At 59.0% G+C, this 22,038-nt stretch carries 14 protein-coding genes and 5 pseudogenes; 7 read left to right on the forward strand and 12 right to left on the reverse strand.

Features of this window, described 5'->3' with window-relative positions:
* A partial coding sequence (locus tag NKJ91_RS30495; RefSeq protein WP_352458485.1) for a hypothetical protein occupies positions 1-385 on the forward strand: 385 nt, incomplete at its 5' end.
* Between the two features lie 219 nt (positions 386-604).
* Here the strand turns inward: NKJ91_RS30495 and ggt are convergent.
* The 7 genes and pseudogenes from ggt to NKJ91_RS30535 form a co-directional block, all read right to left on the reverse strand.
* Positions 605-2,192, reverse strand: a pseudogene (ggt, locus tag NKJ91_RS30500) (gamma-glutamyltransferase).
* 607 nt (positions 2,193-2,799) lie between these two features.
* The gene (locus NKJ91_RS30505) at positions 2,800-3,591 is read right to left on the reverse strand and encodes an SDR family oxidoreductase (protein ID WP_352458486.1); all 792 of its coding nucleotides are present in this window, start codon (positions 3,589-3,591) and stop codon (positions 2,800-2,802) included.
* An 854-nt stretch (positions 3,592-4,445) separates the two neighbouring features.
* Positions 4,446-5,753 (reverse strand): diaminobutyrate--2-oxoglutarate transaminase, encoded by a 1,308-nt coding sequence (gene ectB / locus NKJ91_RS30510; RefSeq protein ID WP_352458497.1) that lies wholly within the window; start codon positions 5,751-5,753, stop codon positions 4,446-4,448.
* An 802-nt stretch (positions 5,754-6,555) separates the two neighbouring features.
* On the reverse strand, positions 6,556-7,365 hold the full coding sequence (gene ehuB, locus NKJ91_RS30515; protein WP_352458487.1) for an ectoine/hydroxyectoine ABC transporter substrate-binding protein EhuB: 810 nt from the start codon (positions 7,363-7,365) through the stop codon (positions 6,556-6,558).
* A 170-nt stretch (positions 7,366-7,535) separates the two neighbouring features.
* Complete coding sequence (locus NKJ91_RS30520; protein WP_352458489.1) at positions 7,536-7,865, reverse strand: IS3 family transposase; 330 nt, start codon at positions 7,863-7,865, stop codon at positions 7,536-7,538.
* Positions 7,828-8,103, reverse strand: coding sequence for an integrase core domain-containing protein (locus NKJ91_RS33940; RefSeq protein ID WP_502903654.1), 276 nt, complete (start codon positions 8,101-8,103; stop codon positions 7,828-7,830). Before NKJ91_RS33940 ends, NKJ91_RS30520 begins: the two co-directional genes overlap by 38 nt.
* A gap of 418 nt (positions 8,104-8,521) precedes the next feature.
* Positions 8,522-9,424, reverse strand: a complete 903-nt coding sequence (locus NKJ91_RS30535; protein ID WP_352458491.1) for a LysR substrate-binding domain-containing protein — start codon at positions 9,422-9,424, stop codon at positions 8,522-8,524.
* 667 nt (positions 9,425-10,091) lie between these two features.
* Here NKJ91_RS30535 and NKJ91_RS33945 point away from each other — a divergent pair.
* A complete protein-coding gene (locus tag NKJ91_RS33945; RefSeq protein WP_502903651.1) occupies positions 10,092-10,271 on the forward strand; it encodes a sigma factor-like helix-turn-helix DNA-binding protein in 180 nt (59 codons plus the stop codon).
* A gap of 108 nt (positions 10,272-10,379) precedes the next feature.
* Positions 10,380-10,817: a hypothetical protein gene (locus NKJ91_RS33950; RefSeq protein ID WP_502903652.1), complete on the forward strand. Its 438-nt coding sequence runs from the start codon at positions 10,380-10,382 to the stop codon at positions 10,815-10,817.
* Here the strand turns inward: NKJ91_RS33950 and NKJ91_RS30545 are convergent.
* The 4 genes and pseudogenes from NKJ91_RS30545 to NKJ91_RS30560 form a co-directional block, all read right to left on the reverse strand.
* A pseudogene (locus tag NKJ91_RS30545) lies at positions 10,779-11,720 on the reverse strand (IS1380 family transposase); the annotation flags it as partial. The gene NKJ91_RS33950 and the pseudogene NKJ91_RS30545 sit on opposite strands and share 39 nt — an antisense overlap.
* 199 nt (positions 11,721-11,919) lie before the next feature.
* Positions 11,920-12,323, reverse strand: a pseudogene (locus tag NKJ91_RS30550) (M20/M25/M40 family metallo-hydrolase); the annotation flags it as partial.
* Positions 12,324-12,436: 113 nt separating this feature from the next.
* A complete protein-coding gene (locus NKJ91_RS30555) occupies positions 12,437-13,609 on the reverse strand; it encodes a M20 aminoacylase family protein (protein ID WP_352458492.1) in 1,173 nt (390 codons plus the stop codon).
* 252 nt (positions 13,610-13,861) lie between these two features.
* A complete protein-coding gene (locus NKJ91_RS30560; protein ID WP_352458493.1) occupies positions 13,862-15,316 on the reverse strand; it encodes an aldehyde dehydrogenase in 1,455 nt (484 codons plus the stop codon).
* A gap of 796 nt (positions 15,317-16,112) precedes the next feature.
* Here NKJ91_RS30560 and NKJ91_RS30565 point away from each other — a divergent pair.
* The 3 genes from NKJ91_RS30565 to NKJ91_RS30575 all read left to right on the forward strand — a co-directional run bounded on the left by NKJ91_RS30565 (position 16,113) and on the right by NKJ91_RS30575 (position 20,289).
* A complete protein-coding gene (locus NKJ91_RS30565) occupies positions 16,113-17,807 on the forward strand; it encodes a GMC family oxidoreductase (protein ID WP_502903653.1) in 1,695 nt (564 codons plus the stop codon).
* Between the two features lie 801 nt (positions 17,808-18,608).
* Positions 18,609-18,923 (forward strand): hypothetical protein, encoded by a 315-nt coding sequence (locus tag NKJ91_RS30570; protein WP_352458495.1) that lies wholly within the window; start codon positions 18,609-18,611, stop codon positions 18,921-18,923.
* A gap of 241 nt (positions 18,924-19,164) precedes the next feature.
* Positions 19,165-20,289 carry a GlxA family transcriptional regulator gene (locus NKJ91_RS30575; protein WP_352458496.1) on the forward strand — a complete coding sequence of 375 codons (1,125 nt, stop codon included), beginning with the start codon at positions 19,165-19,167 and terminating at the stop codon, positions 20,287-20,289.
* Positions 20,290-20,658: 369 nt separating this feature from the next.
* Here NKJ91_RS30575 and NKJ91_RS30580 read toward each other — a convergent pair.
* Positions 20,659-21,625 (reverse strand): annotated as a pseudogene (locus NKJ91_RS30580) (transposase).
* A 123-nt stretch (positions 21,626-21,748) separates the two neighbouring features.
* Between NKJ91_RS30580 and NKJ91_RS30585 the strand changes: the two are divergent.
* Positions 21,749-22,038 (forward strand): annotated as a pseudogene (locus NKJ91_RS30585) (helix-turn-helix domain-containing protein); the annotation flags it as partial.

The following is a 22,038-nucleotide window of genomic DNA, read 5'->3' on the forward strand; positions in this document are numbered from 1 at the left end:
TGCTTACAGGGCCAAGCGGGTCTTTTTCAATGCGCTCGATTTGTGGAGCGTTCGTCACGATGATACCTCGCGTGATTTGCAGATCGCCGATGCGAACCTTGGACAGAAAGCGCATTGCCGCTTCCCTGGCATCCTTCCTGGCGACACCGCACGCCCCGACAGGAGCGAGAAGGCATCAGGCGGCCTTGGAGGAGCGGCGAGCCTTTTTGCCGCGTTCCTTGATGACATCCAGGACGCGATCGATGTCGGATGCGGTGTTGAACATGCCAAGCGAGATGCGAACGCCATCGCGCTCGGGCGAGACGCGTACATCCTCGGAGGCGAAGTAGTCGATCCTCATCCGCTGGCAGCGCGGCAACGTAATGCGGTGCGCGGGGGCCCTTGATGTCGAGGGTATCCAGTCCTGCTATGAGCTGTCGCCCAAATCTAAGCAATGAGCCTCGATCTTCTCGATGCCGATTTCGTTGATCAGATCGAGAGCCGCGCCTAGTCCAGGATTGCCGGCGCGTCTTTGGCACTGGGAGAAACACGGTGGGCCAGCTAGTTGCCTTCATTTCCAATCATGGTCCCCGACTATTCGAACGACAGGCCAACGTCCGCCCGCTCAATATCCGAGCGCGAGTCCGTCCTTGCGCGCGTCGGAAGCGCCGGTCAGCGTTCCCTTGTCCCAGTCAATGAGCACCGCCTGCCCGCCGCCTAGTGGGTGCCGCGGCTCTACCACCTGATGGCCGCGCTGGCGCAACCCTTCGACCGCGCCGACGCCGACACCTCGCCCGGCCTCCACGACGCCAAAGTTGCAAAACACGCGCGCGGCGTCGATCGCTTGTTGCGGATCCATGTTGAAGTCGATCATGTTGGTCAGCAGATGGACATGGCCGAAGGGCTGGTAGCCACCGCCCATGACGCCGAAAGGCATCACCGCGCGGCCATTTTTCGTCATCATGCCCTGGCATGATCGTGTGCATCGGCCGCTTCCGGGGCGCAATGCAGTTCGGATGCTTCGGATCGAGCCGAAAGCTAGTGCCGCGGTTCTGCAGGACGATACCCGTCTTGGGACTCACGATACCGCTGCCGAAGGAATCATAGGTCGAGTTGATGAAGCTCACCGCGTTGCGGTCGCCGTCAACGACGGAGATATAGACTGTATCGCTGCCCGGCAGCTCGAGGCGCGGCAATTCGGTCATGGCGCGCTGCGGGTCGATGGCGGCGCGCAGCTGATCGGCATAAGCGCTGGAAAGCAGTGTCTTTACGGAAACGGTGACATGGTCCTGATCAGCAAGCAAGTTGTCGCGGTCGCGATAGGCAAGCCGACCAGCCTCGACCTCCAGATGCAGCCGCTCGGCGCCGCTGGGATCGACAGCCGCAAGGTCGAAGCCAGAGAGCACGTTCAGCATCAGCAGCGCTGTCAGACCCTGATTATTTGGCGGCATCTGGTGAATGTCGTATCCGCGATAGGAGGTACTAATCGCGGCCTTGTAGTCGCCTTTGGTGGCAGCGAAATCGTCCAGCGTGTGCAGGCCGCCGAGCTGACGTAGGCGGCCGACGATATCCTCGGCGACCTGGCCCTCGTAGAAGCCGGCGCGGCCATTTTCGGCGATGATGCGCAGTGTAGCCGCCAGCTCCGGCTGGCGGTGCACATCGCCGGCCGTGGGCGGCTTGCCGCCCGGCAGGAAGATGCGGGCCGCCGCTTTGTCGGCCGACAGATCGATTTTGGATTCCTCCCAGTCGCAGGCGACGCGGTCGTGCACGACATAGCCGTTTTCTGCATAGTGGATGGGGGGCGCCAGGGCGTCGGCGATGCCCTTGCGGCCGTGGTCCTCCAGCAAGCCACACCAGGCATCGACGGCGCCCGGAATGGTGACCGCATGCGGGCCCTGCTTGGGAAGTTCGCTGAAGCCGTTCTCCTGATACCAGTCCACCGTCGCGGCGGCAGGCGCGCGGCCGGAACCATTGAACGCCAGCACCTCGCCCTGCCCTTTCGGGCAATAAAGCACGAAGCAGTCGCCGCCGATGCCGGTCGACTGCGGCTCGACCACCGCCTGGACGGCGGCGGCGCAGACGGCGGCATCTATGGCATTGCCGCCGGAGCGCAGCATGTGGATGGCGGCAAGCGTCGAGAGCGGATGCGAGGTCGCAACCATGCCTTCGGTGGCGCGGACGGGCGAGCGCCCTGGAAGCTGAAAATCACGCATGCGGTTCTGGATTTCCCTGCAAAACGTCAGCGGCCAAGAAGCTAGGCGCGGACAACATCATTACCGATAGCCCTGTCAACCAAGTGAGGTGGCAGCGGTCGCCCGCGCCGACGTGGTCTGCAGTGCATTCAATATGCCCGGCGCCAGCGACGTGTTCCCGCCGCCTGACTTGAGAAGGAAAGTGCTTTGGCGAAATGTAGCGCGTCGACTGGGCCGGCTTGCGCAAATTATGCCCCATAAACGCAGAATATTGGCGCCTTCTCGCTTTTTGCGCGTATTTTCAAGGTTTGCTGGTCCGAAGCCGCGGCACTGCCATCGTCCTTTAGCTCATGACACATGGCCTCGGCTGCGACGCAGCGAGCATCTGTTCAAGATCCCGCAGCTGGCAAACCGGCCGCTCGCCGGGAATTCTTGGTGGGTCGCCATTGCCCATCAGGCAGCTGATGCCCGGCAGATGACTAAACTGGCTGCCGGGCCGGTCCGCCGTGGCAGGTGCAGAAGTGGCCAGAGCCGCGCATCAGTTCTACACACCAGTCTTGTGATCCGCAGGTATGAATGCGACTAAGCCCGCAACAGATATGCTGCAGTTCCGCGTCAGCCAGTCGGGTTACGTAACAAGGCGGCTACTGCCCCCGTCGATCGTGATCGTAGTTCCGTTCAGGTACCTTGCTCGATCGCCCACTATGAAAGCGACTAGTTCCGCAAGCTCAGTGGCCATGCCGATCCGCCCCAAGGGATTAGCGGTGGCAATGCGTTCAGTGGCGGACGGTCTATCAAGTCCCTCGTCAACCATCAGGTCCTCGATTCTCCTGCGTACCCTGCCAGTATCGAAATACCCTGGCGCTACAACATTTACACGAACTGCGCTTCCGGAAACGGAATCTGCAAGGTGCTTGGCGACTACTGCTATTCCGGCCCTCATGACGTTTGACACCACTCGGTGATCTGTTGCTTCATGAACGCCTGTAGTCGTCAAGTAGACGATATCCCCACCACGCTCTGAGGCTTTCATAACCTTGGCCGCAGCTCGCGACAGCCGTACGGCACTCATAAGCAACATCTCGTAGGACTGATCCCAATCCGCGTCACTTAACGTGTCAATAGTTCCGTGTGGCGCGTGACCCGAGTTCACGACAAGGCAATCAATACCTCCCAACAGCTCCAGCGTGCGATCGAACAAATTATCAACATCAGCGCGCTGCGAAAGATCGGCAGCTACGCCGTGAGCAACAGAGGATCCCGAACTGTCTCGTAGTTCAGCAACAGCCAACTCCAATATAGCCCGATCGCGCCCACAAATGACCACTTGCGCGCCACCTTCCGACAATCTTTTCGCAATCGCAAGACCTAAGCCTTTGCTGCCACCAGTAACGAGAACCTTTCGGTTGCTTCTTTCCATCGGACGGTCTCCCATTGGCTTCAATCGTAGCGTTCGAACTATTCTGTGCCACGAGCATACGGAATCTACCTTAACCCGCACAATGTCTGCGATTTCCTCATTCAGCAGAATGGACGCTTCCGATGAGAACGCTTCACGGTAGTCCCTGTCCCAGGCCTACAAACACAAATCCCGTCAGCAGATTACACGGACTGGACTCCGCGGGTGACGCACCTCAGACTTTGCTGCTGTTTGTCACCGCAACCTCTTCGCGCGGGGTGTCGGTTTAATAAATCGGCCTCGCCACAGTTTACATTCGTAGCCCTCGGCAAGCTGTGACGACCTTTGCGTGGCTTAGGATGGAGACTTGGGAGGCGGGCCCGATCGAACGAAATATTGGATTTCCTGAGACAAAGGTCGATGGCGAACTTGGAACCGCATATGCCTCCCGCGACACATTCAGTCTGACTCCTGCTCATTTTCCACCGTTGGTCTGCAGCCACACACTGAGGCCACTGAATGAGCCCGGCGCAACGCGCCGAGAGCGGCTAGTGTGCGCAGGCATTCAGCAGATGAATGCCCGGCAGGAGAACTTTCTCCTGCCGGGCCGGTACGCCTTGGGAGGTTGGCGTAGTGCGAATGCTCAGCGCATAAGGCTACCTGCGGTCGATCCCGATTGTCGCCGTCACGGACCGTTGCAAATTCCTCATCTTGAAGCCTGGCGATCGAATGGGCCGATCGGAGCATTTCGGAGACGAATCGGCATGCCCGCTACTGATCAAACGGACCATACCGTTGACCGCCATTGCATGCCGTTGCCCGTGCCTTTGGCCCAAAGTAGTAGCGCGTGTAACTAGCGGAACGCGCTTCCACTCTCAAAACCCTGCCGTTACGCTGCCCTGCACCGCGATGATGCTGTCGCGAATGATGGATAGGCCACGGCGCAGCTCATCCTCGGTAATGGTGAGAGCAGGCATAGACTTGAGTACCTCACCGTACGAGCCAGCGGTCTCCATCAGCAAACCGCGGCGGAGGGCCTCCTGCGCTATGAGAACCGGCAATGAACGATGCTTTGGCGATACAAGGCCATACATCAATCCGCGGCCTCGTACGTTAAAGCCAAGGGCAGGGAAATCGTCTACGATGGACTTCAGTTCCTCAGCCAAGATCGAAGACTTGCGAGCGATCTCATCCTCGAACTTGGAGTCAGACCAGTAGGCCTCAAGAGCCGCACGAGCAGTAACGAAAGCAAGGTTGTTGCCTCTGAACGTACCCGTGTGTGCGCCTGGCGCCCAAACATCAAGCTCAGGCTTGATGAGAACAAGGGCCATCGCCGTTCCGACCGCCGACAGCGACTTGGACAGGGTAACGATGTCTGGCACGATCTTGGCCGCTTCGAAACTGAAGAAGCTACCCGCGCGACCAACACCCGCCTGAATGTCATCAAGGATCATCAGGATGCCGTGTCGCGAGGTCAGGTCACGCAGCCGTTGCAGCCATTCAACGCTAGCAACATTGATGCCCCCTTCACCTTGAACCGCCTCCAGGATCACTGCGGCAGGTTTATCGAGGCCACTGTTTGGATCATCAAGCAGCTTCTCAAAATAATCGATCGTGTCAACTGAAGCGCCGAGATAACCCTCGTATGGCAATGAGGTTACGTTCGCGAGAGGGAAGCCCGCAGCGGTACGATGCTCCTTATTTGCGGTTACCGCTAATGACCCAGTGCTCTCCCCATGAAACGAGTTCGTGAAGGAGACAACATTCGACCTCTTTGTCACTTGGCGAGCCAGCTTTAGCGCGGCCTCGACTGCGTTGGTACCGGTAGGACCAGGGAACTGTAATTTGTACGTCAGGCCACGCGGCTTCAGAACATACCGCTCAAAAGCTTCGATGAATGCCTTCTTGGCGGTCGTAGCAAGGTCGAGCGAGAAAAGAATTCCATCACGCTCGATGTAGTCCAGCAACGCCCTCTTGAAGACTGGATTGTTGTGCCCGTAATTGAGCGCGCCTGCGCCCGCGAAGAAGTCAAGATATTCCCGACCATCCGCAGCGGTCATGGAGGTGCCAACCGCGCGATCGAACAGGACCGGATATACCCGGATGTAGCTGCGCACCTCGGATTCAAGGCGATCGAAGAGGGCGAAGGTTACATCCTTTGCAGGCGCGAGTTGCTTGTTCATAGCGGCGAAATCCTTCGAATTGGCCAGCCTGCAAAACCCATCAAGCCGGTCTTCATAAGTGTGGTTGGACGGCTCCAGCGCCGTTTTGTGAGTGTAGCGTGACACGTTGGCCGCGTTGCGCGAATGCAGCCCGCCTGGTGCAGGATATCTGCGTTACACCCCGCAGAAGCGCATAAACTCGGCATCTCGTTGACAAGGCTGGATTTCGTCTGCGGTGATCGATCGGCCTGCCGCGCCGTGTGAAACGTAAACAGGCGTGCTGTCTTTGCCTTTAACGGGTGAGATGCTGAGGTGTAGTTCACCCCCGACTTTACCAGATGGGGGAGCTATTGGGGCACGAGTCCGGCGCGGCTGCTTACGTGCAACTCCATATTACCAGTGAGAACGACGCCCCTATGCTGATGCATCTATAGGTGGTATGCGAGCTTTGGACGCTGAATACGTTCAGAAAATCCAGATCCGTCAGCGACCATACAAGCGGACCAATATCGCACCTGGCCGACCCTGTCGCTGACCTACAGCTTTCAGCCGCAATCCTACGATGGTGCGCGCTACGAACAAGGTGCCCATTGAATGGGGAGAGCTCACAGCTAGCGAACTCCAGCCGTTCTCGCGTGAGCGGTATGGGCGAGGCCGCTGAAGCGTGGAGGCTGAAACAGACATGCGCAACCTCGGCAAGCAAGCGCTTCGAGTCGACGGCACGAAAACGGCGACCATGATGCCTTTGGCCAAACGACCACACTGAAGCCTCCCCGGCACGAGAGCGGGGGAGGCAATCATGGAAGGCAATTCGGATATGGCTTTAACCCTTGCAGTATTCGGCTGTCTTTGTGCCGTCCGGCAGATTGATTTTGCTGTAGCCATATTTGCCTACGCTCTCCATCATCTCGTCGGAGCCGATATAATCCTTCAGCACGGCGTTGAAAGCGTCGACCGTAGCTTGCTCAGTGAGCGGGAAGGCGAGGCCAGAAGAAAGGATGCGCGATCCAGGGACGAGCGGACCCGCTACAAGCTCGACGCTGGGGTCCTTATCGACGAACTCCTTCATGGTGAAGTAATCACCCGAACCAGCGGCCGCGCGGCCGGCCTTCACAGCCTGCACGATCTCCACCGGTCCGGCGACCTGCATGACTTTGTCGTCAGCAATGCCGATTTTTTTGGCAGCCGGCACGGATTCGTAGCCCGCGCCGGTGACCATCGTCAGGCCTTTATCGCGCACATCGACGTAGGTGTGCAGATCGTCCGGATTGCCTTTCGGGACAATCAGAGCGTCCGGGAACTTGCCGATCGCTTCAGTGAAAAGCACGTTGCGACAGCGCTCGGGCAAGATGTACATGCCCCCGGTGATGATGTCGAAACGGCCGGCCTGCAAACCTGGGATGAGTGAACCCCATTCGGTGACGATCGGCTCGACTTTGGTCGTGCCCAGCTTCTTCAGAATGTCGAGCGTCATCGCATTGACAAAGCCGAGCGGCTCGTTGTTCGCACCGGGGTAGGCCCAGGGAACCTCGTTGGAGAAGCCGATCCGGATCGTCTCTCCGTTCTTGATCTTCTCCAGCAGCGACTGCGCATAGGCTGAACCGGCAAACGGGACCATCGACGTCGCCGCCATTCCGAGTGCGGCCAATCCTTTCAGGACTGCACGTCTGTAGAGGTCAGTCCTGTTCTTGATGCGTTGCCTCTTTTTCATTCTGTAGTTCCTCCCAACTTGTGTTCTTGTTTTGCCCCTCGAGCTATGTAACTGGCCAATCCCGGGAGCAGACAGCTTCCCGCGTCGTAAAGTTACCAGCGCCAGATGGTCGGTTTCCGCGAATTTAAATGTTGAGGCGCAGGAAATCGGCGTTTTATCGCCGCCTGCGCCAATAGACCACCGACGAGGTGCTGGTGGTCCGTGCGTATTTCGCAAAGCGGGACAGTGGAGTGCACCCCTTGTGAGACAGAGAAATTGCGAGACAATTCCATGCTCATGAGTTCAAATGCGGCATTTTCCGATGGTGTCGATAAGGTCTTTTCGTATTCTTCCGGGGTGAGATAGTCGAGTGCTGAATGCAGCCGTTGCCGATTGTAGACATCTTCAATGAAGCTCGCGATACGTCGCCGCATCTGGTGCATCGCGATAGGCCAATCCTGCGACTTCTTCCTGCTTCAAGGTTTTCATGAAGCTTTCCGCGCGTGCGTTATCATAGGGATTCCCCACCCGGCTCATGCTCGGCTGGATCCCATGCCCATGGAGGATATCAGAATAGCTGGTGCAAGCGCATGAACGACAGCCAGTCCTGGATCTAGACTTCGTCTGATCGCCCGACAGACTACAGGAAGCTTGGGCGTTCGGATTGAGTCCACGGTCGATCGTAGAATTCCTTTATCCTCGTGCCTTCGGGGCTCTCCACGTCTAATAGAGACCATGCCGACGCTTCTCTCTGTTCGGAAGCGCTCCACCCAGCGCGTCACCACCTTAGCCACGACTCCGTATGTCCGCGCCGCATTGGCTTTCGAAAACGGCCTTCAACAATGTCGCCAACTCCTCTCGAGTCGATGGCGTCAGACGGGCAATCTTGTGGATGTTCATTCGGTCCTCTGGAATCACTGAAGCTTCGACAACCTCAGCTTTCTCGATCGGGGCCGGTTGGACAACCTCCTGAAGCACACAGCTAGCAGGCCAAGTCAAGCTGCCGCCGAGAATAGCGTTCGCGGAAAACGAAGGCGCAACGCGCGCGCCGCCTGGCGCGAGGAGCGCGCTGCTAATGGCGCGGGAGTGACAGCTCAGCTCAGAACCAGCGGCCGGTCTCGATGTAGACCTCGAAGGTCGCGCGGATGTGGTCGGCCGCCGCCTTGACTGGCGCGCTGGCGTCAGGCGTCACGAACATGGCAAGGCTGTAGGTCCCCATTTCCGGCAAGCCGTCCTTGGTGGTGAGCTCGACCATGTCGCAGCCGAGGAAGGATTTTGGCAGCGGCGCGACCGCGAGGTCCGCCATGATGGCCGAGCGCTGCCCGGTGGTATGCGCGCTCATATAGGCGACGCGGTAGTCGCGACCCTCGCGGCCGAGCGCCTCCAGCGCTCCGGCGCGCCAAACGCACCCTTCCTCCCAGATCGACACCGGCAGCGGCTCCTTCAGATGCGCGCAGCCGCCCTTGGCGCCCGCCCACACGATCAGCTCTGTGAGCAGCGTCTCCGCACCGGCCATCGGGTTGCTGGAGGATTTGGTGACCATCGTGATGTCGAGCTCGCGGTCGTCCATGCGCCGGCGCAGATTGGAGCTCTGGTCGATTATGACGTCGACCGCGATGGAGGGATGCGACTGGGCGAAACGCTTCAGCACATGCGGGAGCACGCGCTCACCGTAGTCGTCCGGCGAGCCGATGCGAACCACGCCGGATATTTCGGGGATTATGAACTTCGACACCGCCTCGCGGTTGATGGCCAGCATCCGCCTGGCATAGCCGAGCAGCATCTCGCCGTCAGTGGTGAGCGTCACCGAACGTGCGTCGCGCGAGAAGACGGAGCGGCCGAGAATGTCCTCCAGCTTCTTAATCTGCATGGAGACGGCCGAGGGCGTGCGAAAGACGACAGTCGACGCCGTGGTGAAGCTGCCGGTTTCGGCGATCGCAACGAAAGTGCGCAGGATGTCGAGTTCTAGCAACCGAACAGGGTGATTGAGCGGGGAGTTCATGCTCAAATTCCGTCAATTTCCCTGATCGAAGGCATCAGTTCATTCTGTTTGATTGAACACCAGGTTTGCCGCATGGTCAATCAAGAAGTCGGTGATCCCCCGTCGGCCTCTGGCCAATCGGTGTCCGGCCAGCCTGTTCGAGAGCATTCTTCCTAGCCAAACGCGCGCCAATTCGCAGCTAATGTCGGCCGAATCCACGAAACGCCGTCCCGGGTCTGCTTCGGGACATGTTCGCGCGTACTCGGGCTACGAGCGGGAATGGCATTCTCACGCGTAAGGCTGGACTAGAGGGACTTCGCCTCTGGCGATGGTGCAAATTACTGACAGGAGGATTACAAAGGCGCGGTTGCCACGAGCCGTCTCGCGGATGGGGCCTTGCACCGGCGAAGTCTGGGAATTCGGTCTCGTTAGGTGAGCAAAGGCTTACTTGGCAAGGTCCGTGCGCCGGAGGAAACCTCTAACCCAATGGCAGACCCCGAGGGAGGCCCAGCTCGAGCAGGGTGCCATGTGAACTCAGTTTCGCCGGCGACGTTTGCACCGTGCGTATTTCAGGCGATCGTGGGCACGGATTTCACCACATCGTGAGCAACCTTTTCGAAGGTGCTGGACGCTTCGGCCGACAACTCAGCCAGTCTACAGGATGCCTCGTTCAAAACGAGGAAGCCTGATGCCAACCCAGAGATTGTCGATGCGCCGGATCAGGGAAGTTTTAGGTCTAAGGCATGTCCAGGGCCTGACCGAGCGCGCCATCGCGCGCACGCTCGGGGTGAGCAATGGCGTCGTGCATGGTTACCTGCGGCGTGCCCGTCTTGCCGGGCTGAGCTGGCCTGCCCGAGGGGATGGATGACGAAGGCCTTGAGCTGCTGCTCTTCCCGGCGCCGAAGGCGGCCTCGCAAAGCCCTCGGCGGCCGGTGCCCGATTGGAGCTATGGAGAGAAGGAGTTGGTCGGCGCGGCGTGACGCGCGTGCTGCTGTGGAAGGAGTATCGTGCCGCCAATCCCGATGGGTTTGGCTATACGTGGTTTTGCATCACCTTCGAGGCCTGGAAAGGGCGCGCGCGCCCGACGATGCGCCAGACGCATCTGGGCGGCGAGAAGGTGTTCGTCGATTTCGCCGGCGACACCATCGACATCTTCGACCCCGTCACCGGCGAAGCGCACCCCATGAAGCTGTTCGTCGCGGCGATGGGCACCTCGAACTACACCTACGCCGAGCGTGCCCGAGCGCGAGCCTGTCCGACTGGATCGGCGTGCACACGAACCTTTCACTTTTCTGGGCGGCATGCCGAAGTTCGTGATCTGCGGCAATCTCAAGGCCGCCGTCACCAAGCCCGATCGCTACGACCCCGGCCTCAACCTATGCCGAGATGGCGAGCCATTACGGCACCGCAGTGAGTCGCGCAACACGCGCGCGGCTTGGTCGCTTTTCCTGGATGCCAGGCGAGCTTCCTGCAAGGCGGGAGCGATCTTCTTTTCCAGCCGCTCGTTGCGGGCAAGGCCAAAGACATAGTCGACGCCGTTGGCCTCGCACCAGGCCATCAGCTCTTCCCGGGCAAAGCCGGAATCGGCGCGCAGGACAATGCGCACTCTGCGCCACTTCCTGCGGATCTGCCGCACGATCCGCTCGACCTCCTCGACCGCTCCCTTGCTGGCGTCGATGTTGGAACACCTGAGCTTTGCCACCAGCAGGTGCCGGCCGCAAAAGATGTAGAGCGGCAGGTAGCAGTAGCAGTTGTAGTAGCCATGGAAGAACCGGCCTTCCTGGTGACCGTGCAGCGGGTCATCGGTGGCGTCGAGATCGAGCACGATCTCGCCCGGCGACGTGTCGTGGGCTTCCAGGAACAGGTCGACGAACAGAGCTTCGATCGCCTGCGTGTCGTGGCCGATCTGGTGGTAGCGCGTCGGCTCCCCGACCCGGCTGAGCTCCAGCCGGTTGAGCGTCGACTTGCCGGCAAGCACCGCGCAATCCTCCCGCTTCGGCGTCAGGCTTTCCGACACAAGGGCCAGCACGGGGTCGTGGCGCAGCGTGTCGTGGTCGTCGACGTCCTCATATCCCAGCGCGATCGCCGCGATGCGCTGTCCCACCAGCGTCTGTACGCTGTGCACCGTGCAGTCCGGATCGCGTCGGTCGATGAAGCAGGCAGCCACCCGGCCGAACAGGCCGACGGTTTTGTCAACGTGGCGCACAAGCAAGGCGCCGGCATCTGAGGTGATCGCTCCGCCGTCGAAACCGGCAACCACTTTGTGGCCGTCGAAGCCTTCAAATTCGAGCTGGTCGGAGATACAGTGTGTGTGCATCGGACCCCGTTCCTGAATCTGGTAAGTCTTTGTCACAAAAGCAGTTTCTCAGATTCTTGGGGCCGATGCACCCCTTACCTTGAGATATTCAGGCTAGTGATGCGTGATGAGAGTGCCCGTGTGGTCGTCAGCTGGCGGGGTCGCGCAGCCCAATAGGTGCGGTCGAGCCGGGCCATCGCCGTGAGTGGTCAGATTTGGTCCCGTCCTCGATCATCGCTTGCGCGCCCGTACCGACCTCTTCCGCAGGTTGGAAGGTCAAGACTGCCCTTGCCGGCTAAATTCCGGGTTTGGGCAAGGTAGCGTACCGCGCCCAATAGCATCGCCGTACGGCCGTCATGACCGCAGGCACGCATGAAGCCCTTGCTCTCCGCCGCATAGGGGCAGACCGGTCGCCTCCTGATCGGCAGCGCGTCATGTCAGCGCGCAATCTGATCATCTTGAAGTTGCCATTGCTCACGGGATGACGCCCACGAAGCCGGTCAATGCCGGTCACTACCTCGTCGCAACCAAATCGCGCAGGCGCTCAGCCAGGAAGCCCGAAGTGCGGTGTTCCTTGTAACCCAGTTCTGGATGTGCGTCGACGTCGCGGCGCCAGGCTGTGACAAATCATAAAGGTCGGTGACGCGCCTCGATTTCCGTGAGATCGGTTCTGTCCCAAGGGGGCTGATCGGGCACACAACACCTGCCGTTCCGCCCCTAGTTGTCTCGCAAACACCTCAAGCCGCAAGCGTGTTCTCCACAAGCTTCACCCAGAACGACGTACCGTACAGAACCGCCTGATCATTGAAGTCATATGCGGCGTGGTGCAAACCGGCGCTGTCGCCGTTGCCGCACCAGATGAAGGCACCCGGTCGGTCCTGCGCCAAGTCGGAGAAATCTTCCCCTCCCAGTATCGGCGGTGTCTCGACGACGTTGTGTTCGCCGGCCACGTCCTTGGCAACATTCATCGCGAGCTCGGTCGGCACGGGATGATTGAAAACAACGGCATTGCTGCCCTCGATTTTCAAATCGATTTTTGCGCCAGTAGTCTGGGCGATGCCGACAACCACTTCAGCGATCCGTTTCTTGACCAGCTGAAGAACCTCCGGGGTTAGAGCGCGCATGCTGCCTCGCAGCTCTGCTGTCTGCGGAATTACTCGCTGCGTGGTGCCGGAATGAAATTCGTGGAAAGAAATCGCCGCCGATTCCAACGGGTCGACGTTCTGCGCCACAATTTGCTGCAGGGCCGTTATAAGCTGCGCGCCGGCTAACATCGCATCGATGCATTTATGCGGTGTCCCGGGATGGCCGCCGCGGCCTTCGATTGTGATCTCGATACCATCCGTTGCAGCCATCACCGGGCCTTGCCGTATCCCAAATGCCCCGATCGGCAAGCCCGGAAGGTTGTGCATGCCATAGACCTGCTCCATATCAAAGCGGTTCATCAGGCCGTCCTTGATCATCGCTTGCGCGCCCGTACCGACCTCTTCCGCAGGTTGGAAGATCAAGACTGCCGTACCGGCGAAATTCCGGGTTTCGGCAAGGTAGCGTGCCGCGCCCAATAGCATCGCGGTATGGCCGTCATGACCGCAGGCATGCATGAAGCCCTTGTTCTTGGAGGCATAGGGCAGACTGGTTGCCTCCTCGATCGGCAGCGCGTCCATGTCAGCGCGCAATCCGATCATCTTGAGGTTGCCATTGCTCACGTTTTTCTCACCCTTGATGACCCCGACGACACCGGTGTTGCCAATGCCGGTCACTACCTCGTCGCAACCAAATTCGCGCAGGCGCTCAGCGACGAAGGCCGAAGTGCGGTGTTCATCGTAGCCCAGCTCTGGATGTGCGTGGATGTCGCGGCGCCAGGCTGTGATTTCATCGTAGAGCTCGGCGACGCGATTGAGGACTGGCATGTGAGTTCCCTTCTTACGATACGCTAGGTTGGATGTTGTCACGCCTTTCAATTTGGCGGTCCTACGAATGGAAACTAGAAGCGGTGACGTATGGGCTTCTCCGTGCGATAAACCCGTACTGGAATTCCGCAGGTCGATAAATCACAATTCACGGCACTTGCATCGAATACGGGCGTCGGCAGTTCAAAACGAGCAGAACGGGCATCTTGAACAGATATCGTTCACGTTTGCGCAAACAAGAAAGCCACTCCTCTAACTTTGAGATGGGAAGATTGACTTGGTCTCAAGAAACGCAGCCAGCCCTTCTGGCCCCAGTTCGCGGCCAAGACCGCTACCCTTGACACCACCGAACGGCGCGTCAATATGAAGCGTGTAACGGTTGATCCCGACGACGCCAGCCGCAATTCGGCGGGCAATCGCCATGCCCCGCTCAGGTTCGGACGTGAACACCGCCCCGCCAAGGCCGTACGTCGTGCCGTTGCAGATCGCGAGTGCCTCCTCCTCGTTGTCGTACGGGATCACTGACACCACCGGCCCGAAGATCTCCTCCTGTGCAATCCGCATCGTGCTGTCTACGTCGCGGAAGACTGTCGGCTGGATATAGTACCCGACGTCCAAGCTCTCCGGTCGGCAGCCACCGGTCACGACTTTCGCACCTTGCGCGCGTCCAGATGCGATGTATTCCTCGACGCGATCGCGCTGACGCCTCGACACCAGTGGCCCGACCTGCGTCGCGGGGTCGAGCGGATGTCCCACGAGAAGGCCGGCCATCTTGGCTGCGATCCCCTCGACCACTTCCATATAGCGTGCGCGCGGCGCAATCACCCGAGTCAGGGCGTGACAAATTTGACCGCTGAACGGTATGCAAGCGGGCGCCACCAGTGGGAAGAACGTGTCGAGATCGGCGTCGTCAAGTAGCAGCGCCCCCGATTTGCCTCCAAGCTCCAGCGTGACGCGCGCAAAACGATTCGCGCAGGCCAGCGCAACTTGACGCCCCGCGCCGGTCGACCCGGTAAAGGACACCTTGTCGACGCCCGGATGGGCTGCAAGCAACGCACCCGTCTCGCGCCCGCCAAAGACGATATTCACAACACCCGGAGGAATGCCCGCCTCGTCCAGGGCTTCGGCGAGCATGTACGAATCCAGTGATGCTTCCGGTGAAGGCTTTATGACCGTCGTACAACCGGCGGCCAGCGCCGGTCCCAGCTTCCACGCAATTGCTCCCTGAGGACCGTTCCACGGCACGATCAGTCCGGCCACACCTACTGGTTCTCTCCGAATGATGGTTCGCAACCCGTGTCCGACGCGCTCGGACTCGACTTCGAGCTGATCAGCGAGTTCAGCATAATAGTCGTAGTACTTGGATGTGCCGCTTCCATTAGACTGCACTGAGCTCGCCAGGGGCATGCCAATCTCTGCAGTGACAATCGCGCCGAGTTGCTCCGCGCGACTGTCGATTGCACGAGCGAGCCTGCGCAAATAGTTGGCTCGCTTCGACGGCGGCAACTGCGGCCAACCCGAATTCTCGAATGCTTCCCGCGCGGCGCCGACCGCAGCAGAAACATCCTCCTTGTCACCGTCGGGTATCGTTGCAAAGCCCTGCTCATCTGCCGGATTTACGACTAGAATCCGAGCCCGCGAGTGGGATGGTCGGAGCCTCCCGGCGACATAGATATCCGCATGCTCGCCATTCATCAGGTCGACCATTCCAGTTGCCGCTTTCACTGCTTTGGCTCTTGCCACGATGGCAATCCTTCTATGAGGCCGATCAGTTTTTGTCCGTTGGCAGATGTTGCTACGCCTCGACTTCGAGCTAGCCATTGCGGCTGGCTTTTCTGCATGCCGGCCAGCCAGTACGATCAAGATAACAGCGGCAAATGGGCGGTTTTCGCGAAACATCGTCGGGTAGCGCGACAAAATCATCGCTCTTCCCGCAAATACGCATAAAAGCTGCGAATTACCGAGGTAGGCCCGATTCTCTCGCTGATTAAGGTATCGGCTAGTAATCAGGGGATGGGGCGAAGCAAGAGTAAACGCGCCACTGCCTCGGCTCTGTGCCGTCTGCCGCTCCGCCAGTTGTCGTGAGCTTTGATATGGCGGTGCCGTGCGGGACGCGTTACGCGGCGGCAGCGTAGACAAATCTTCCCAGTGCTATTCTGTCTTTGCCCCTTCAAGTGCCACGCGAGACAGCTTCGTCGGCTCCCCAGAGACCGACGCGAACGGTGGCGGGATAACTATAGCTGCAGGAACTCGCGACACCGGGCGGTATAAGCGGCAGAGCACGCGCTGCGGTTCTGAGCGGACGGGTGATCACGCCGACCGCTTCTGCCCGCGTCACGACGGCGCCGATTTCCTGCGCGTGAAGAGGAATATTTCGCGCGAGCCGCATATTTGAAGCTGCTAGCCTTCATGATACAACCGAGTTGTCCATTGCCACGCTGCTCCTTCAGACGCGCGACCCGCGGCGCGTTTCCGCGCCCTCGCCTGACTAAAAGGTATCATATTGATGTTCGACTACGTTATTGTTGGCGGTGGCTCCTCCGGTTGCGTCTTGGCGGGTAGATTGTCTGCCGATGGAAGTCGCGTCCTACTTGTCGAGGCCGGTCCTGATACGCCCCCTAACGCCGTCTCTGACGACATTCTCGATGCCGATCCTACTCGCGCATATTTCAATCCCGATTATCAGTGGTCATCTCTCAAAGCGACCCTGGTACGAGATGGCCGGTTGGCAGTTCACTACGAGCAGGCCCGCGTAATGGGCGGCGGTTCCAGCATAAATGCCCAAGTGGCCAACCGCGGGGGTCCCGGAGACTACGATGAATGGGCCTCGAGCGGTGCTGCAGGCTGGAGTTGGGAAGAGGTACTGCCCTACTTTCGTCGCCTCGAAACGGATTTGGACTTCGAGGGCGAATTTCACGGCAAGGATGGTCCCTTGCCGATAAGACGAGTTCGACAATCGGAATGGTCAGGCTTCATCCGGGCTGTATCAAAGGCGTATGAGGCTTCGGGTATTCATTTCATGCCGGATTTTAACGGCGCGTTCGGCGACGGATATTCCGTTGTACCTTTGACCAACCACAACGGTCGGCGGGCTTCCACGGCGATGGCCTACTTAACCGACAGCGTGCGCGCGCGGCCCAATTTGAGCATCTTGCCGAAGACCTCGGTGGTACGTCTTATCTTTTCCGGACAGGCCGTCACGGGTGTCGAGACGGAAAACAGCTCTGGCCGGCACACCCATCGGGCTTCGACCGTGGTTCTCTGCGCTGGAGCTCTCCATTCGCCAGCCATCTTGATGCGCTCCGGAATCGGTTCGGCCGAACAACTCACAAAGCTTGACATTCCAGTGATTGCGGACGTCCCGGGCGTCGGCCAAGGGCTCCAGGAGCACCCGGGGATCGCGATCTCGGCATATTTGGAACCAAACAATCGCATGGCACCCAATGTGAGTGGTCACATTCAGATGCATGCACGTTACTCCTCAGGTTACGGCAATTGCCCTTCGACGGATATGGCAATCTCTGCGGTTGCGAAATCGGCCTGGCATCCGCTCGGGAAACGTCTTGGGTCACTTTTCCTGTGGGTCAATCGTAGCTATTCCACAGGAACGGTAACGCTGAAGGATCGCTCTCATGTCATAGAGCCGGAGGTGGATTTCAATTGGTTGAGCGACGAGCGGGATATCGAGCGACTGAAGGGGGGGTTTCGATTGCTTGCGCACTTGCTGCAGCAGAAATCGCTTTCGGCAGTAGCACTCGATCCGTTCCCTTCGGCTTGGAATTGGCGCGCCAAACAGGTCAGCAAGATCAATCGCATCAACTACGGGCTAACGTCGGCGCTGGCAATGCTTATGGACAGTTCTCCGCGCTTGCGCCGCAGCCTCGTGAAGCATGTCATCACGAACGGTCAAACCATTTCGAATCTGCTCGACAGCGAGCAGCGTCTGGATCTTTTTATCCGCCGAAACGTGGCGGCCAGTTGGCATCCGACATCGAGCTGCCGGATGGGGGCGATCTCGGATCCTTTTGCTGTTACCGATCCGTCAGGTCGCGTCCGCAGCGTTTCCGGCGTGAGAGTCGCTGACGCCTCGGTGATGCCATTCTGCCCCCGGGCGAATACAAACATTCCTACGATTATGGTAGCTGAAAAGATAGCTGACACGATTCTGAAAGAATGTCGCACAAGTGAAAAAAAGTGACAAAAAGCTTTATCGAAGGAAAGTAGTGGGATTCGTCTTCCGGTAGGCGGATTGAGCTCGATGATCCGTCAGATGCTAAAATCGTCGCGGTCGCGGAAGAGACAACTCCCGAATAGATCAAACGCGCCATCGCTGCTGCTCAGAGATAGACTTCCAAAAGGCTCATGAGGAGGAACATGGCCCTGCACCGTCCTTGATCCGCTTGATCCGCGACCTTAGATCCCCCGACCTGTTCGGCTCCGTCGATTGCATGCCGTCGGTTGGCACCCTGACGGCGTGAATCTCACCATTGGACGCGGCGAGATCTGGCGGTTTGTTGGAAAATCCGGGAGTGGGAAGACTAACGACTGGCAAGGCGTTGATGACCTCAACAAGCGAGCCGAGAAGCAACGTCTGCCGAAGGACTCAATGCACCTGATTGCTACTAAGCACGCTTTCCCCATGAACTCTCTGGCGGTCAGCGCCAGCACGTGGTGACCGCCGGTGCCCTCGCCGCAAAGCCGGACCTAATCGTTGCCAATGAGCCTATCTCAATGGTCGATGTATCCATTCGAGCTCAGATGCTGCAAGTGATCGCAGGACACGCCAGCAGCGAAACATGGCGCTCCTTTTCATTACCCACGACCTGCCAGTAACCGACCGGATTGGGGTCTTATGCCTCGGGCGTGTGCTTAAGATTGGCGGTGCCGATGAGATCACCTTCAACCCGAAACATGCGTACACCGTCGTTTTACGGGACGCGTCAACGCAGATTGATTCCAAAACGGAAATCGCGCTGCGCCTGTCGGCCTGGAAGGCGAGATGCCGAGCGCGGTGCTGATACCGAGCGGTTGCCGTTTCCATCCACCTTGCCCGCTCGCCGTCGACCGCTGTCGGCATGAAAAGCCACGGGCCATCGAAGTCGGTTCCAGGCATTTATCAGCGTGCTGGTTTGCGACTTGGCCTCAAGGCATGGGTCGCGGGGCGACGCAACAACATTCGGTGCAAGCCAACCGCAACAGTATATTCAAGCACTGCGTTGGGAGTTGCGATCGGTTGCGGAGCACGCACTATAGTTTGAAATCCTCCCTTGCGATCGGGCCGATAATCGGGCGCGATACAAATCGGGACGGGTGAAGCCGGACAAAGCCGCCTGTCTGGGCTAAAGGCACAAAACGCCCGTTTGGTAACTATAACTGCAGCATTTCGGCGCCTGTGCCCCGCGATCGGCGAGCGACAGTGTGCCTCCATCCGCTATGCTCACGAACCTGCGGCCTTAATGCTTGTCGTGATATGCGATCGCTAGAAGGGGAGTGCTCATATCGTCCTTCCGTCGCTCGCGTTGATTTTTTATTCCGCCCAGAAGGAGAGGTTCAATATGCCAGGCTTCGAGCCCGCATGTCGCAAATTTAGCTTTTACCTCCTGCCCGCGTTTTCACTCCAAGCTGTCTCGTCAGCGGTAGAGGTCCTGAGGCTGGCAAACGAGGTGATCGGGCGGGACGTCTATGCTTGGCAAGTCATAACGCATGACGGAAAACCTGTCGCTTCGAATAGCGGGCTGTTGATCAGCGTAGATACTTCGCTGGCGTTTCAGCGCGACAGAACTCAGCATTCAGGCCTTGCCTCTGTTGTCGTAGTCGCCGGCGGTGCTAATGCTCCTGCTCCAAATAGGCAACTCGATGCATGGCTGAGGGAATGCCGCAACCGCCGCGCTTGCCTCGTAGGGATCAGTAGCGGCACCATCGTTCTCGCCCGAGCCGGACTTGCAGAAGGCCGGCGTTGCGCAGTCCACTGGGAGCAATTCCCCCTGTTCGTCGAGCGCTTCCCCAATGTATTAGCTACTCAAACCAGCTTCGAACACGACGGGGACCTTCACACTTGCCCGGGAGGCGATGCTCCATTCGACATGTTTCTGGGCTTGGTAGGTCGCGATCACGGCTCGAATGTCGTCAATCGAATCTGTGAAAAAGCGGTTGCATGCAGAATGCGTTCAGCCGGTGATCGTCAGCGGTTACCTCTTCATTCTCGAGTTCAGCTGAATCATGCAGGGGTAATTAGCGTAATCGAAAAGATGGAGGCAAACATCAGCGATCCCCTCCACGTGGATGCGCTGGCCGCGTCAGCAGCCCTCTCGCGGCGTCAGATTGAGCGATTGTTTAAGCGGGAACTGCGATGTTCGCCGAGCCGCTACTATTTGGACCTTCGTCTCGAGCGGGCGCACTTACTTTTGATCAGTTCTCGTCTGCCGATTGTGGAAATTGCGATGGCCTGCGGGTTTGTTTCTGCATCGCACTTCTCCAAAGCTTATCGCCATGTGCACGGATGCGCTCCTCATCAATCGCGGTTGCGAGTTCAAGGGGAAGTAAGCAAGCCCGCAGAGAGGCCAGATCATCAAATGATTTCAATGAAATGTTCACCTATTGAATCCTTGGGACCTGCTTCAGGAGTTCCTAAAGTTGAAACCGGACGACAGGCCGAATCCCGCAGGGCATTCGCTCAATAGTGAGGCATTGGGTATTGTCCGTCCAACTCGTTATATGTGGACCCACCCCCTTTCCGTAAACGCCTAGTCTTACTGAGTCAGAAAGTCGCAGCTGTCGGGATTCGCGCCGGTCGCGGATTTGTTAGGGTTCGTGATCAGGGAAGCGCCCGCCATGCCCGACTGGACAGCCGAGAGTGAGTGAAGCCGCGTTCGACGCATATGTCGATGCTTTGATTGGGGTGAACGGCCACGCGGACCGAGCTGAACCGCTGAAGGATTATTGCCTCGGACTTCTGATGCTGATAGAGCGTAACGCGGCCGTCACGGCGCCGTCGCGGGTGTCGGCCAAGCATCAGTCTCAGCTGCATTTCGTGGGACAGCTGAGGCCGTTCAGCTCTGGTAATTCCAGGGCATAAGGGCGTCGATATCGCTGTTTGGGCAGCCATTGGCGATGCGCTCAAGGGTCTGAGTGAGCCAGGCGTGCGGATCGACCTGGTTCATTTTGGCGGTGGTCAGCAGCGTAATCACGTAATTGTCTGCGGTTGATCGCACGCTCGACCGCGTTGGAGTCGCGCTCGATGCGGCTGTCGACGAGGAAGCGCCGGCGCGGCTGTCCTCGAAGCGATAGACAACGATGGGTGGCCGATCATCGCGCAGATAGGTCCACAAATAGGCCGTCTTGGCCTTGCCAGATCCCGGCGCCAGCGTTGGCAGCGTGGTCTCATCGGCAAAGACCCTCTCACCCTGCTTGATGCGGGTCAGTGCGTACTCGGCCAGCTGCTCAAGCTCGAAGCCGACCTTGCCCATCCACTGCGCCATCTGCGACCGGTCGATCTCGACCTGGTCGCGGGCGTAAATCGCTTCCTGGCGGTAGAGCGGCAGGCCATCGGCATATTTCGACACCGCGACAGCAGTGCTTCGGTCCAATGCCGCTTTCAATGCTGCGGGCGGGTGCGGCTGCCTGGATAACGCCGTCCCAGCCATCCTGCCGTGCCGGTGATGCGCCCAAAGTTCGAGGGCCGCCCAGCAAACCGAGGGAGCCGGCGGTGGGAACCCAGCTCTCCTGAACCAGGAGACATTTCATGCCGATTTTGGCGGCGACCGCGGCGACCATGCGCGTATGGTTGGACTGGACGCCGCCGACGGTGACGAGTGTATCGGCATCTGACGCGATCGCGTCGGGAACGATGTATTCGAGCTTGCGCAGCTTGTTTCCGCCGAAGGCGAGACCGGAGTTGCAGTCCTCGCGTTTGACGTAGATTTCCACCTTCCCCCTCAGATGCTTGGAGAGGCGGTGGAGCTTCTCGATGGGCGTGGGTCCAAATGTGAGCGAATAGCGTTCGAACTTTTCCAGCATTTTCTCTCCGGCAACACGCGATGGAGCTGAATTAGCCATTCACGACTCATTCTAGTGGTTTACGCCTGACATAAGAGTCCGGCTGGGGATTCCCTTTTGTGAGTGCGCATGCGAGTCTGGCGCATGCGCACAGGAATATTGCTCACCGTTTCTTCGATTGATCGTCAGCGCCTGGGCGCGCTGATCAGAGATCGCAATGCGCCGCAGAAGCATGTCTGGCGCGCCGAGATCATCCTACTGAGCGTCAACGGCACCGGCACCGCCGAGATCATGCGGCAAACCGGCAAATCCAAGACCTGCGTGTGGCGCTGGCAGGAGCGCTCGCCGCGGAAGGCTTCGAGGGACTGTTGCGCGACAAGACGCGCCCCTCGCGCATTGCCCCACTCGGACCTGAAGTCGCCGAGCGCGTGGTG

The organism is Mesorhizobium sp. M0040 (assembly GCF_040323505.1).
GTDB lineage: Bacteria > Pseudomonadota > Alphaproteobacteria > Rhizobiales > Rhizobiaceae > Mesorhizobium.